Genomic DNA, 12,049 nt, shown 5'->3' with positions numbered 1-12,049 from the left:
ACCTGCTGCAGGACCTGCGGGTTCTGGTCGACTTCAAAGAGCAGACGATCGCGGTGGACGATTCGAGTGCACTGGGGGGAGACCGCGGCTACGAGATCGTCGTGCGCGCCCGGAACAAGCTGGGCCGCCTGATCATCACCAGCGCCCAGGTCGATGGCGTACGCACTGCGGTCATCATCGACACGGGTGCGCAGGGATCGATGGGCAACCTCGCGCTGCAGCGGCGCCTGCGCGCCCGCCGCGGAGGGGACGTCACCACCACCGACGTGACCGGCGCCACCATCACGAGCGAGGCCGGCCTTGTGCGCACGGTGGACATCGGACGGATGCGCTTGTCCGATCTTTCCGTCGCCTTCGCCGACGCGCCGGCCTTTGCCGCCCTCGGCCTTTCCCGGAAACCGGCGATGGTGCTCGGAATAGGCGACCTCAGACTGTTCGACCGGGTCGCGATCGACTTTGCCCACCGCACCGTCCTGTTCGATTTGCCGCCGGGCAGCGCGCGGCAGGCGGTCGATCCCGGCTAGCCGGATCGCCGCTCCGCCATTGCCTAAGGCGGGGGCGCCGCCCACATCTGCCGGCGATGCCACCTGACGCCCCGCCCGCCGCCCGCCCCGAATACGATGGCTGGGCGACGCTCAAGCGCTTCCTGCCGTATCTGTGGCCCAAGGATCGCAGGGACCTGCGCGTCCGCATAGCGGGCGCGCTCATGCTGGTGCTTCTGGCCAAGGCGGTCACCCTGGCGACGCCGCTCGCGATGAAGAAGGTGGTCGATACGATGGCGGCGCAGGGCAACCCGCTGCTGTGGGTCGCCTTGAGCTTCGTGATCGCCTTCGTCGCGGCCCGCTTCCTCGGCACCGCGTTCGACAATACCCGCAACATCGTGTTCGAGCGCGTCGGGCAGGAGGCAACCCAGCATCTCGCCGAGGATACCTTCGCCCGGCTGCACCAGCTTTCCCTGCGTTTCCACCTTTCGCGCCGCACCGGCGAAATTACCAAGACGATCGAGCGCGGCACCAAGAGCATCGACGCGATGCTCTACTTCCTGCTGTTCAACATCGCGCCGACGATCATCGAGCTGATCGCGGTGGGGCTGATCTTCTATACGATGTTCGGCCTGCCACTGGTGATCGCCACCGCGATCACGGTCGCGATCTACATTGCCACCACGCGCTGGATCACCGAGTGGCGCACGGCCCTGCGCAAGCAGATGAACGATCTCGATGGCACCGCCCTCGCCCGCGCGGTCGACTCGCTGCTCAACTACGAGACGGTGAAGTACTTCGGCGCCGAGGCGCGCGAGCGCGACCGTTACGGGCGGGCCGCCGGCGCCTATGCCGAGGCGGCGATCAAGTCGGAGAACTCGCTCGGCCTGTTGAACATGGCGCAGGCGCTGATCATGAACGCGCTGATGCTGTTCGCGCTGGGCTTTACCGTCTGGCAGTGGAGCAAGGGGCGGCTTTCGGTTGGCGACCTTGTCGCTGTGCAGACCTATCTCACCCAGCTTTTCCGCCCGCTCGACATGCTGGGAATGGTCTACCGCACGATCCGCCAGGGGTTGATCGACATGGCGGCGATGTTCAAGCTGATCGATACCGACCTCGAAGTCGCCGACGCGCCGGGGGCGCCCGCGCTGGTGATCCGCCGGCCCACGGTCGCGTTCGACAACGTGGTGTTCGGATACGAGCCGGAACGCACGATCCTCCACGGCCTCAGTTTCGAAGTGTCCGCCGGCGCGCAGGTCGCGATCGTCGGTCCTTCGGGCGCCGGCAAGAGCACGATCGCGCGGTTGCTGTTCCGCTTCTACGATCCATGGTCCGGCAGGGTCCTCATCGACGGCCAGGACATCTCGCAGGTGACGCAGGCCAGCCTGCGCGCGGCGATCGGCATCGTTCCGCAGGACAGCGTGCTGTTCAACGACACCATCGGCTACAACATCGCCTATGGCCGCGACGGGGCTACCCGCGAAGACATCGTGCGCGCGGCGCAAGGGGCGGCGATCATGCCGTTCATCGAGCGCCTGCCGCAGGGCTTCGACACCGAGGTGGGCGAGCGCGGGCTGAAACTCTCGGGCGGCGAGAAGCAGCGCGTGGCGATTGCCCGCACGCTGGTGAAGGATCCGCCGATCCTTCTCCTCGACGAAGCGACGAGCGCCCTCGATTCGCGCACCGAGCAGGACATCCTTGCCACGCTCCACCGCGTGAGCGAGCATCGCACCTCGCTCAGCATCGCGCACCGCCTGTCGACGATTGCCGACGCCGACCAGATCCTCGTCCTCGATCACGGTCGCCTGGCAGAGCAAGGCACTCACGCGGGGCTCCTCCGGCGCGACGGTCTCTACGCCGAGATGTGGAACCGTCAGCAGGCCGAACGGGACGACCTGACCGAGGCGGCCGAATAGGCGGCTCGTCGGATTCGCCGACAGCCGGCCGAAACCCGGTGCCGCCCGCTAGAGGATATACTTAGACAGGTCGCTGTCGCCCGCCAGCGCTCCCAGCCGTTCGCGCACGTAGGCGGCGTCGATCGTCACCGTTTCGCCCTTGCGGTCCTCGGCCTCGAAGCTGAGCTCCTCGAGCAGCTTTTCCATCACCGTCTGAAGCCGGCGGGCGCCGATATTCTCCACGCTTTCATTCACCTGCGCGGCGATGCGGGCGATTTCGCGCACCGCGCCCTCGCCCAGTTCAAGCGTCACGTCCTCGGTGCCGAGCAGCGCCTTGTACTGCGCCACCAGGTTCGCGCGGGTTTCGCTGAGGATGCGGACGAAGTCCTCCTCGCTCAGCGACTGCAGTTCGACCCGGATCGGCAGGCGGCCCTGCAGTTCGGGCAGCATGTCCGAAGGCTTGGCGACGTGGAACGCGCCCGACGCGATGAACAGCACGTGGTCGGTCTTCATCGGACCGTACTTGGTTGAAACGGTCGTGCCCTCGATCAACGGCAGCAGGTCGCGCTGGACGCCTTCGCGGCTGACCGATCCGCCGCGCACGTCGCTGACCGCGATCTTGTCGATCTCGTCGAGGAAGACGATCCCGTTCGCTTCGGCATTGGCGAGGGCGACGCGGGCGACATCGTCCTGGTCCATCCGCTTTTCGGATTCCTCATCGACCAGCTTGTCCCAGGCGTCGGGCACCTTGAGCTTGCGGCGCTTCCGGGGCGCCTTGCCCATCGCCTTGCTCATCATGTCGGACAGGTTGATCATGCCGACGTTGCCGCCCATCCCGCCGAGGTCGAAGGGCATCGAAGGCGCCTCCTCGACCTCGATCTCGACCTCCACGTCGTTCATGGCGTTCTGGGTGACCCGCTGGCGGAAGCTCTCCCGCGTGGCCTCGCTCGCGTTTTCTCCGACCAGCGCCTTCAGCAGCCGGTCCATCGCCGCTTTCGACGCGGCCTCCCGCACGGCCTCGCGGCGGCGGTCCTTTTCCAGCCGGATCGCATCCTCGACAAGGTCGCGGGCAATCTGGTCGACGTCGCGCCCGACGTAACCGACCTCGGTGAACTTGGTCGCCTCCACCTTCACGAACGGCGCTTCGGCGAGCTTGGCCAGGCGGCGGCTGATCTCGGTCTTGCCGCAGCCGGTCGGGCCGATCATCAGGATGTTCTTGGGGCTCACCTCGTCTCGCAGCTCGGGCGAAAGCCGCTGCCTGCGCCAGCGGTTGCGCAAGGCCACGGCGACGGCGCGCTTCGCATCGGCCTGGCCGATGATGTGCTCGTCGAGCGCGGCGACGATCGCCCGGGGCGTAAGGGCTTGGGTCAGGTTATCCATCTGATCAGACTTCTTCGAGCGTGACGCGGTCGTTGGTGAACACGCAGACTTCGGCGGCCACCGCCATGGCGCGGCGGGCGATCTTTTCGGGATCCTGCTCGTAATCGGACAGCGCGCGAGCCGCCGCCAGCGCGTAATTGCCACCCGAACCGATCGCCGCGATCCCGCCTTCGGGCTCAAGCACGTCGCCGTTGCCGGTCAGCACCAGCAACACGTCCTTGTCGGCGACGATCATCAGCGCTTCGAGGTTGCGCAGGTACTTGTCGGTCCGCCAGTCCTTGGCCAGCTCGACCGCGGCGCGCATCAGCTGGCCGCTGTACTGCTCGAGCTTCTTCTCGAGCCGCTCGAACAGGGTGAAGGCGTCGGCAGTCGCCCCGGCGAAACCGGCGATCACCTTGCCGTCCTTGCCCAGCCTCCGCACCTTGCGGGCATTGGGCTTCATCACGGTATTGCCCATCGATACCTGGCCGTCGCCGGCGATGACCGTGCGGTCACCGCGCTTCACGCCGATGATGGTGGTGCCGTGCCACGGAACCAGTCCGTGGGCAGAATGTCTCTCGTCCATGCCGCGCGATATGGGGCGCGGCCCGTGCGCTTCAAGCAGCCCGGATCAAGGACCCGTGCTGGCCGGCGCGCCGGTTCCGGGCGCACCCACCGCGCCGATATTGCCGAACAGGTCCTCGAAGAACCCGCGCTCGCGGCCGACGGTCGGCGTCTCGTCGCCATCCGGCGAAAGGTAAACGACCTTGTCGACCCCGCTGGTCTCCACGCTGGCGACATTGCCCGCCGGGTCGAAGCGCACCGCAAGCACCTGGTGCTGGGCGATGCGGGGCTTCACGAACGGCTTCCGGTGAGTGACGCTCGACACGTAATACCACGTCGGCGGGCCGAACTGGCTTTCGAAACTGGGATGACCGAGCGTCCCCTGGACGGACTGCTTGTTGTCGATCCCGGGCTGGATCGAGGAGGTCAGCGTCCGGTCAACAATGAAGCCCCGGTTCTCCGTAATGGAAGCGCAGCCGCCTGCCGCCAGAAGGCAAGCCATCAGCGCGCCCGCGCCCAGAAACCGAACAGCCTTCATCGAATTCCTCTTCGTCTCGTCCATCGAGGTCTCGCCTACGTGCGCCGCCCCGGGGGCCGCGTAGGGCCGCCTTAGGGCCGCCGGGGGCCGCTGGCAATCGCGCGTCGGCGCGGCCTGTACCCCCGCGCTTGAATTGCCGCTGAATGCGCGCGAGATGGCGCTCATGAGCTTGCTGAAAAGATTGCTGACGCCGAAGCCCGATCCTCGCGAAGACCTGCGCCCGCTGTGGCGGGCCATCGTCGACGAGGCGCGCCGCCGCGAATGGTACTCGGACTGCGGCGCGGCGGACTCCGTCGCGGGCCGGTTCGACATGGTCACCGCCGTGCTGTCGGCGGTCCTGGTGCGGATGGAGGCAAGCCCCGACCTCGCCGCCCCGTCGGTCCTGCTGACCGAGCTGTTCGTCGAGGACATGGACGGGCAGCTGCGCGAGTTCGGGGTGGGCGACGTGATCGTCGGCAAGCGGGTAGGCAAGTTGATGGGCGCGATGGGCGGAAGGCTGGCGGCCTACCGCGAGGGCCTGCAGGGAAGCCCCGCGGCGCTGGCAGACGCGGCGCGCCGCAACCTTACCTTGCGCGAAGGCGGCGATGCGGCGGCCGTGGCGGAAGGGCTGGCGCACTGGTTCGCACGGCTCCAGCGCACCGGGGACGCCGGGTTGCTGGCGGGAGAGGTGGCCGAATGAACACGCCCGGTTTCCCGCCGCCCGAATTCTCGCGCATGGTCCGGGTCCGGCCCGCACCGCCCGAGCGTCTCGCCATCGAGGCAAACGAGGCGGAGCGTTCCGCGCTCGCCCGGCGGTTCGATATTGTGTCGGTCGACTCGCTGAGCGCCGAGTTCGAGTTCGAGCCCGAGGGAGAGGCCGTGCTGGCGCGTGGCACAATGAGGGCCGACCTCGTCCAGCTCTGCGCAGTGTCGGACGAGAATTTTCCGGTCCGCATCCAAGAGCCGCTCATCCTGCGTTTCGTCCGCGAGGCTCGCGCCGTCGATCCCGAGGAGGAAGCCGAGCTTCCCGCCGACGAGCCCGACGAGATCGAGTTCGGTGGCGACGCCTTCGACTTGGGAGAAGCGGTCGCGCAGAGCCTGGGACTGGCGATCGACCCTTACGCCGAAGGGCCCAACGCCGATGCGGCGCGGCGTGAAGCGGGAATCGCGCAGGAGGGCGAGGCGGAAGGCCCGCTCGCCGAATTGCTGAAGGGTCTCAAGCCGAACTGAGCCTGCGCGGCGTTTCCGCGCTCAGAACGGAATGTCGTCGTCGAGGTCGTCGAAGTTCGATCCGCCGCTGCCGCCCGAGCCGCCGCCCTGGTTCCAGCCGCCGCCCTGCGAACCGCCGCCGGACCCCCCGCCCTGGCCGCGGTTCCAGTCGTTGCCGCCCCCGCCGCGCTGACCGCCGCCGCCTCCACCAGCGCCGGGAGCACCGTCGAGCATCGTCATCACCGCGCCGGGACCCTGCAGGACGATCTCGGTCGAATAGCGGTCGTTACCCGACTGGTCCTGCCACTTGCGGGTCTGCAGCTTTCCCTCAATGTAGACCTTGCTGCCCTTGCGCAGGTACTGCTCTGCAACGCCCACCAGGCCTTCGGAAAAGATCGCGACGGTGTGCCACTCGGTCTTTTCCTTGCGCTCGCCGGTGTTGCGGTCCTTCCAGTTTTCCGAAGTGGCGATGCGCAGGTTGCACACCTTGCCGCCGTTCTGAAAGCTGCGGACTTCCGGGTCTGCCCCCAGGTTTCCGATCAGCATGACCTTGTTGAGGCTGCCCGCCATTGACTCGTTCCTTCGCTAAAGCCCGGGCGCTCCGGCGAGTATCCGAGGCGCCTCGTAAATGATTCCCGCGAAGATGTAGGGCCCGGCCGGCCCGCCCTCAACCTGCCGGCCGACCTTTATGCCCAAGCCTTCTAGAGCCCCAGCGCGGTCGCTATCCAGAAGGTCAGTCCGGCGAAGACGTAAGCCAGCGCGAACAGGTAAGCCAACATGAACAGGGGCCATTTCCACCCGTTCGTCTCGCGGCGGGTAACCGCGATGGTCGAAAGGCACTGCGGCGCGAATACGAACCAGGCGAGGAAGGCGAGCGCGGTCGGCAGGCTCCACTTCGACGACAGCTGGGTGGCAAGCCCCTGCGCCGCGGCATCCTCGTCGGGCGCGTCCACCGCATAGGTCGTCGCCAGGCTGCTCACCGCCACTTCGCGCGCCGCCATCGCGGGGATCAGCGCGAGCGCGATCTCGCGATTGAAGCCGATCGGCTCGACCACCACGGCCAGTCCCTTGGAAAGCTGGCCTGCGATCGACGCCTCGACCTGGCTCTCCCCCGGAGCGGCGCGGGGGAAGCTCAGCAGCACCCACAGCGCGACAGTCACCGTAAAGATGATCGTGCCCGCCCGGCGCAGGAAGATCCACGCCCGCTGCCACAAACCGATGGCAAGATCCTTGAGCAGCGGCATCTGGTAGCGCGGCAGTTCCATGATGAAGCCCGAAGCGCCGCCTTTCGTCACCGTCCGCCGCAGGACGAGCGCCGCGCCCATCGCACCGATGATGCCGGCGACGTAGAGCCCGAACAGCACCAGCCCCTGGAGCCCGATGACTTCGAAGCCCTTGGGACCCACGGTGGTGTGCGGAATGAACGCCGCGATGATGACGGCATAGACCGGCAGGCGCGCCGAGCAGGTCATCAGCGGGGCGATCAGGATCGTCGTCAGCCGGTCCTTCGGATCGGCGATCGAACGGGTCGCCATGATCCCCGGAATGGCGCACGCGAAGCTGGACAGAAGCGGGATGAAGCTGCGTCCCGACAGGCCCACTCCCTGCATCATCCGGTCCATCAGGAACGCCGCGCGGGCCATGTAGCCCGATGCCTCCATCGCCAGGATGAAGGCGAACAGGATGACGATCTGCGGCAGGAACACCACCACCGAGCCCACGCCTGCGATCACCCCTTGCGTTATGAGGTCGCGCAGGAAGCCCGCGCCCATGGTGTCGTTGATCGTGTCGGCCATCATGCCGGCGAGCGACTCCAGCGCATCGGCGAACGGGGTGGCCCAGGCGAAAACGGCCTGGAACATTACGAACAGGAACCCGAACAGGATCAGCGGGCCGAACCAGGGATGCAGCAGCACCCGGTCCAGGCCCGCGTGGAGCCGGTGCTGGGCCGACTCGGACAGAATCGCGCCCCGCGCGATGCTCGCTGCCGTGAAACGCCGTTCGGCGAGTGTTCGCCGCGGCTGATGAAGCGCTTCATTGACAAGCGCGCGCTCCTCCGCGCTGGCGATCGCGGCGGTCAGCTCCTCGAGCCCGCGCCGCCGGACCGCGACGGTCGGCACCACGGGAACGCCGAGAGCCTCCGACAAAGCCGCCGGGTCGAGGACCAGCCCGTCCCGCTCGGCAAGGTCGATCATGTTCAGCGCCACCACGGTCGGGCGGCCCAGCGCAATCACTTCCTGTGCGAAGACAAGGTGTTGCTCGAGATTGGCGGCGTCGAGCACGACGATGAGCACTTCCGGCGTCGCCTCGCCCGCAAATTCGCCGTGCACGACCTTGCGGGTGACTTCCTCGTCGGGACTAGAGGGATCGAAGGAATAGGCTCCCGGCAGGTCGACCAGCTCGACCGGCTCGCCGCTCGGCAGGATCATTCGCCCAGCTTTCCGCTCGACGGTAACACCCGGATAATTCGCGATTTTCTGCCGCGCGCCGGTGAGCGCGTTGAACAGCGCGCTCTTGCCGGCGTTGGGATTTCCGACCAGCGCCGCGGTGCGCAGGCGGCTCATAGCGGCTCAATCTCCATCGCCGCTGCGTGGACCCTGCGGACCGCGACGGTCATGCGCCCGATCATCACCGCGATGGGATCCCGTCCGCCAAATACCCCGCGATGGGCGATCGCCACGCGCGCCCCCGCGTCGAGACCGAGCGCGCGAAGCCGCGTGCCGTCCTCCGGTGCAAGCCGGCTCCAGTCCACCGCGACAATCCGCGCGCGATGGCCACGTTCGAGTCCCTCGAGGGTCATGGCCGACAGCTAGGCCTCCGCGGCCTTAATTGCAACTGACTTGCAATAGTGATTCAACGCGCCGGATAGCGCAGCCGGCCAAGAAACCGCGCCACGCTGAAGCGTTCCTCGCTCGGCCTCAACATCTGCGCCTTGAGCTTTTCGAACCGCATGACGCCATCGATCCGCCGGTCGAGGAAGGCCCGGGTCTCGGCCTTGCCCTCGCTATCATCGGTTGCAAACACGGCGAGGGTGGCGGCGTATATCGAAGCGAGGATCGCCCGCTTGGTGTAGTGGTTGTAGTCGGTCGCAGTGTCGCCAGCGAGCCGCCACATCGCGTCGGCGCTGGCCCAGCCCAATTTGCCCGCGCGAACGACATTCTGCGGCATCGCCATGATTGCCAGCGCGCGGCGCAAGGCTTCCTCACGCCCGGCGACCGCCGTAAGCCGCGCCTCGATCAGCGAGCGAATGCGATCGCGGATCTTCATCGATGCGATTGTCGCGGGCGGCAGCGCCTCCGCCATCGCCAGATCTATGCTGGCGATCCACGCGGCGATCAGGTCCATTGCCCCGCCCGGAAAGGCCAGCCTCGCCACATCGGGATCTACCCCATCCATCTCGGCTGCGGAACCGAGCGCCGCGTCGGTCCAACCGTCGAATACCGCGGCATCGGCGATACCGGGCGCAAGCAGCAGCCGGACCTCGTCGAGGGTCAGGTCGTCCCTGGCAGCAGAGTGAGCCATGCTCAGATATCCGGCCCGTAGGCGTCAGCGGCAGGTGCAGTCTTGCGCTCCGCCTCGATCCGCGCGATTTCGTCGAGCACGCCGGATGCCGCGCCCATGAGCTTCGCGTAATCTCGCGCGGATCGTCCGGAATTGTCTGTCCGGTCGGCATTTGCTCCATTCTTCAGAAGCAGCCGGATCATGGCCATGTCGCGCCGGTGAACCGCCGAGATCAGCGGGGTTTCACCGGCCGAATTGGGCACATCTACTCGCGCGCCGTTCTTGACCAGCAGTTCGACCCCTTCGACGAAGCCCAGGCTGGCCGCGAGGGCGAGCGGCGTGACGCCTTTCTTGTCGGCGAGGTTGGGATTGGCTCCCCGATCCAGCAGAAACTTGGTCCAGGTCTCGTCGCGGCGCCGCACCGTGATGTGCAGAGCGGTCTCGCCCGTGGTCTGGTCGCGCGTGACGATAAGGGTGCTGCCCGGTTCACTCAGCAGTTCGATCGCTTTCGTTCCGTTCCGGTCCTTGACTGCCTGCAGGAAGTTGTAGCCGTCGGTGAACTGCGCAGCGGCGGGCACCGCAGTCAGCGAAAGGCCAGCGACCAAGGCGAAGGCCACTTTGCGGAAAACGCCCGGCAACATCATTCTGCCCCTTTGCAAAAACCGGAAAGCGAGTGACGAAATGATCGGTCGCCCTTGCCGCCAGCCGGTTAGCAGACCATGAACCGCGACGCCATGCCCCGCCTCGTCGCAATTGCCGCCCTGTTCCTCCTCGCCGCATGCCAGGTCGCGTCGGGGCCGGCAGAAGAACCACCGCTTGCCGGAGCGGCAATCGGTGGTGATTTCACCCTGACGGACCAGCATGGCCAGACCCGCGAGTGGAAAGATTTCCGCGGCAAGTACGCAATCGTCTATTTCGGCTACACTTTTTGCCCGGATATCTGCCCGACCGACGTGCAGCGCACAGCGCAAGGACTTCGCGAATTCCGCAAGGCTCACCCCGATCTCGGCGCGAAGGTGCAGCAAATCTTCATCAGCGTTGATCCTACGCGTGACACTCCGCAGGTGATCGGCCAATTCGTATCAGCGTTTGATCCGAAGATCGTTGGCCTCACCGGCACGCCGGAACAGCTCAAGGCGGCGGGCGATGCCTTCAAGGTTTATTTTTCGAAAGGGCGCGATGAAGGGGGAGGCGCGTATCTCGTCGACCACTCCGCGATCACCTATCTTTTCGACCCACAGGGCAAGCCGCTCGCCACGCTGCCGACCGACCAGGGAGCCAATGCGGTGGCCGGGGAACTCGCGAAATGGGTGAGTTGAGAGACAAGTTCTGGGAGCTCCCGCTGAGCGAGCTCACCCGTGAAGAGTGGGAGGCGCTGTGCGACGGCTGCGGCCGCTGCTGCCTTCATAAACTGGAAGACGAGGACACGGGCGAAATCGCCCACACGAATGTCGCCTGCAAGCTGCTCGATACCGGGACAGCCCTGTGCCGCGACTATCGTCATCGCAAGGCATTCGTCCCCGATTGCCTGCGGCTGACGCCCCGACTGGTGCGGCAGGTGAGCTGGCTTCCGGATACTTGCGCCTACCGCCTGCGAGGCGACGGAAGGCCGTTGCCCCGGTGGCACTACCTGATCTCCGGCAACCGCGAGACCGTTCATAGCGACGGCCCCGGTATCGCGGGACGGGTAGTAAGTGAAATCGACGCCGGCCCGCTCGAGCATCACATTGTCGAGTGGCCGGACGAAGATGAAGAGCTTGGCGGCACGAGAGGCCGGGCCGCGTGATCGACTGGCTGCGGCGCGGCGATGCCGAGCCCGTGGTCGAGGCGGGTGGCCGGTCCTTGCCGGTCGCTCTTCGGCGCAATCCCCGGGCGCGGCGGCTCACGTTACGGGTGGCGCCGGACGGCAGCGAGGTTCGCCTCACCCTGCCCCGCTGGTGTCCCGAATCCGAAGCGCTGGCGTTCGCACGCTCGCGGGCGGAGTGGATTGCCGGCCAGCTCGCCCGCGTGCCGGAGCGTCGCGCGCCGGGGGCAGGCGGCACGCTGCTCTACAGGGGACAGGAACTGCAGATCGACTGGCGCGAAGGGTTCCCGCGCACACCTAGAACGGAGCGCGGGAGCGTCATCCTCGGTGGGCCACTTGAACAGGTCGCGGGTCGCCTCCAGCGCTGGCTCGAGGGTGAGGCGCATGCGCTGCTTACTAAAGACCTGGAGTTCTACAGCGAGCGGGCGGGCATCGCTGTGCCACGCTTGCTGCTCAGCCGGGCTCAGCGGCGCTGGGGCAGCTGCTCCACAGGAGGCACGGTGAGGATCAACTGGCGACTGGTCCAGGCTCCCGACCATGTCCGCCGTTCGGTAGTCGCGCATGAGGTCGCGCATTGCCTCCATTTCGATCACAGCCCGGCCTTCCACGCCGCATTGAAAGAACTGTTCGAAGGAGACGTCGGCGAGGCTGACGCCTGGATCAAGGCGCACGGGCGTACCCTCTATGCGAGCTTCGGCTAGCCGAATGCGGGCTGCGG

The 12,049-nt window shown here is 66.8% G+C and carries 15 protein-coding genes (1 of these 15 only partly in view); 7 read left to right on the top strand and 8 right to left on the bottom strand.

Features of this window, described 5'->3' with window-relative positions:
- Both IEW58_RS01945 and IEW58_RS01940 read left to right on the top strand, forming a co-directional pair.
- Positions 1-524, top strand: partial view of a retropepsin-like aspartic protease gene (locus tag IEW58_RS01945; RefSeq protein WP_188643586.1) — the 3' portion only. It extends 412 nt beyond the left edge of the window; the window shows 524 of its 936 coding nt (coding positions 413-936); its start codon lies off the left edge, out of view; the stop codon is at positions 522-524.
- A 56-nt stretch (positions 525-580) separates the two neighbouring features.
- Entirely contained in the window at positions 581-2,398 is a 1,818-nt protein-coding gene (locus IEW58_RS01940) for an ABCB family ABC transporter ATP-binding protein/permease (protein WP_188643585.1), read from the top strand.
- A 48-nt stretch (positions 2,399-2,446) separates the two neighbouring features.
- Here the strand turns inward: IEW58_RS01940 and hslU are convergent, their stop codons facing one another.
- Genes hslU through IEW58_RS01925 form a run of 3 tightly spaced genes read right to left on the bottom strand, consistent with a single transcriptional unit; the run spans position 2,447 to position 4,862 of the window.
- A complete protein-coding gene (hslU, locus tag IEW58_RS01935) occupies positions 2,447-3,748 on the bottom strand; it encodes an ATP-dependent protease ATPase subunit HslU (RefSeq protein ID WP_188645624.1) in 1,302 nt (433 codons plus the stop codon).
- A gap of 13 nt (positions 3,749-3,761) precedes the next feature.
- Entirely contained in the window at positions 3,762-4,322 is a 561-nt protein-coding gene (hslV, locus tag IEW58_RS01930) for an ATP-dependent protease subunit HslV (RefSeq protein WP_308419249.1), read from the bottom strand.
- A 45-nt stretch (positions 4,323-4,367) separates the two neighbouring features.
- Positions 4,368-4,862, bottom strand: a complete 495-nt coding sequence (locus IEW58_RS01925) for an outer membrane protein assembly factor BamE (protein WP_229658388.1) — start codon at positions 4,860-4,862, stop codon at positions 4,368-4,370.
- A gap of 139 nt (positions 4,863-5,001) precedes the next feature.
- On the opposite strand from IEW58_RS01925, the gene IEW58_RS01920 reads away from it, so the two are divergent.
- Together IEW58_RS01920 and IEW58_RS01915 are read left to right on the top strand one after the other, a co-directional pair.
- A complete protein-coding gene (locus IEW58_RS01920; protein WP_188643584.1) occupies positions 5,002-5,517 on the top strand; it encodes a ubiquinol-cytochrome C chaperone family protein in 516 nt (171 codons plus the stop codon).
- Complete coding sequence (locus IEW58_RS01915; protein ID WP_188643583.1) at positions 5,514-6,047, top strand: YceD family protein; 534 nt, start codon at positions 5,514-5,516, stop codon at positions 6,045-6,047. The genes IEW58_RS01920 and IEW58_RS01915 overlap by 4 nt, the downstream gene beginning before the upstream one ends.
- A gap of 21 nt (positions 6,048-6,068) precedes the next feature.
- On the opposite strand, the gene ssb is transcribed toward IEW58_RS01915, so the two are convergent.
- The 5 genes from ssb to IEW58_RS01890 all read right to left on the bottom strand — a co-directional run bounded on the left by ssb (position 6,069) and on the right by IEW58_RS01890 (position 10,171).
- Positions 6,069-6,596 (bottom strand): single-stranded DNA-binding protein, encoded by a 528-nt coding sequence (ssb, locus tag IEW58_RS01910; protein ID WP_188643582.1) that lies wholly within the window; start codon positions 6,594-6,596, stop codon positions 6,069-6,071.
- A 131-nt stretch (positions 6,597-6,727) separates the two neighbouring features.
- Positions 6,728-8,590, bottom strand: coding sequence for a ferrous iron transporter B (feoB, locus tag IEW58_RS01905; protein WP_188643581.1), 1,863 nt, complete (start codon positions 8,588-8,590; stop codon positions 6,728-6,730).
- Positions 8,587-8,826, bottom strand: a complete 240-nt coding sequence (locus IEW58_RS01900; RefSeq protein WP_188643580.1) for a FeoA family protein — start codon at positions 8,824-8,826, stop codon at positions 8,587-8,589. The genes feoB and IEW58_RS01900 overlap by 4 nt, the downstream gene beginning before the upstream one ends.
- Positions 8,827-8,879: 53 nt before the next feature.
- The gene (locus IEW58_RS01895; protein WP_188643579.1) at positions 8,880-9,548 is read right to left on the bottom strand and encodes a COQ9 family protein; all 669 of its coding nucleotides are present in this window, start codon (positions 9,546-9,548) and stop codon (positions 8,880-8,882) included.
- A 2-nt stretch (positions 9,549-9,550) separates the two neighbouring features.
- Complete coding sequence (locus IEW58_RS01890) at positions 9,551-10,171, bottom strand: ankyrin repeat domain-containing protein (RefSeq protein WP_308419248.1); 621 nt, start codon at positions 10,169-10,171, stop codon at positions 9,551-9,553.
- A gap of 75 nt (positions 10,172-10,246) precedes the next feature.
- Between IEW58_RS01890 and IEW58_RS01885 the strand changes: the two genes are divergently transcribed.
- From IEW58_RS01885 to IEW58_RS01875, 3 genes are read left to right on the top strand one after another with little or no spacing between them, the layout of a single operon-like run.
- Positions 10,247-10,846, top strand: a complete 600-nt coding sequence (locus IEW58_RS01885; RefSeq protein ID WP_188643578.1) for an SCO family protein — start codon at positions 10,247-10,249, stop codon at positions 10,844-10,846.
- Positions 10,834-11,313 carry a YcgN family cysteine cluster protein gene (locus IEW58_RS01880; protein WP_188643577.1) on the top strand — a complete coding sequence of 160 codons (480 nt, stop codon included), beginning with the start codon at positions 10,834-10,836 and terminating at the stop codon, positions 11,311-11,313. The genes IEW58_RS01885 and IEW58_RS01880 overlap by 13 nt, the downstream gene beginning before the upstream one ends.
- Complete coding sequence (locus IEW58_RS01875; RefSeq protein ID WP_188643576.1) at positions 11,310-12,032, top strand: M48 family metallopeptidase; 723 nt, start codon at positions 11,310-11,312, stop codon at positions 12,030-12,032. The genes IEW58_RS01880 and IEW58_RS01875 overlap by 4 nt, the downstream gene beginning before the upstream one ends.
- Positions 12,033-12,049 lie beyond the last annotated feature (17 nt).

Source organism: Tsuneonella deserti (genome assembly GCF_014644315.1).
GTDB lineage: Bacteria > Pseudomonadota > Alphaproteobacteria > Sphingomonadales > Sphingomonadaceae > Tsuneonella > Tsuneonella deserti.
This window is presented reverse-complemented; position numbering and strand designations above follow the sequence as displayed.

Bases quoted from the DNA above. Each gene is read 5' to 3' on its own strand.
- IEW58_RS01940 (WP_188643585.1), top strand. From the start codon at position 581: ATGCCACCTGACGCCCCGCCCGCCGCCCGCCCCGAATACGATGGCTGG.
- hslV (WP_308419249.1), bottom strand. From the start codon at position 4,322: ATGGACGAGAGACATTCTGCCCACGGACTGGTTCCGTGGCACGGCACC.
- IEW58_RS01925 (WP_229658388.1), bottom strand. From the start codon at position 4,862: ATGGACGAGACGAAGAGGAATTCGATGAAGGCTGTTCGGTTTCTGGGC.
- IEW58_RS01920 (WP_188643584.1), top strand. From the start codon at position 5,002: ATGAGCTTGCTGAAAAGATTGCTGACGCCGAAGCCCGATCCTCGCGAA.
- IEW58_RS01915 (WP_188643583.1), top strand. From the start codon at position 5,514: ATGAACACGCCCGGTTTCCCGCCGCCCGAATTCTCGCGCATGGTCCGG.
- ssb (WP_188643582.1), bottom strand. From the start codon at position 6,596: ATGGCGGGCAGCCTCAACAAGGTCATGCTGATCGGAAACCTGGGGGCA.
- feoB (WP_188643581.1), bottom strand. From the start codon at position 8,590: ATGAGCCGCCTGCGCACCGCGGCGCTGGTCGGAAATCCCAACGCCGGC.
- IEW58_RS01900 (WP_188643580.1), bottom strand. From the start codon at position 8,826: ATGACCCTCGAGGGACTCGAACGTGGCCATCGCGCGCGGATTGTCGCG.
- IEW58_RS01895 (WP_188643579.1), bottom strand. From the start codon at position 9,548: ATGGCTCACTCTGCTGCCAGGGACGACCTGACCCTCGACGAGGTCCGG.
- IEW58_RS01890 (WP_308419248.1), bottom strand. From the start codon at position 10,171: ATGATGTTGCCGGGCGTTTTCCGCAAAGTGGCCTTCGCCTTGGTCGCT.
- IEW58_RS01885 (WP_188643578.1), top strand. From the start codon at position 10,247: ATGAACCGCGACGCCATGCCCCGCCTCGTCGCAATTGCCGCCCTGTTC.
- IEW58_RS01880 (WP_188643577.1), top strand. From the start codon at position 10,834: ATGGGTGAGTTGAGAGACAAGTTCTGGGAGCTCCCGCTGAGCGAGCTC.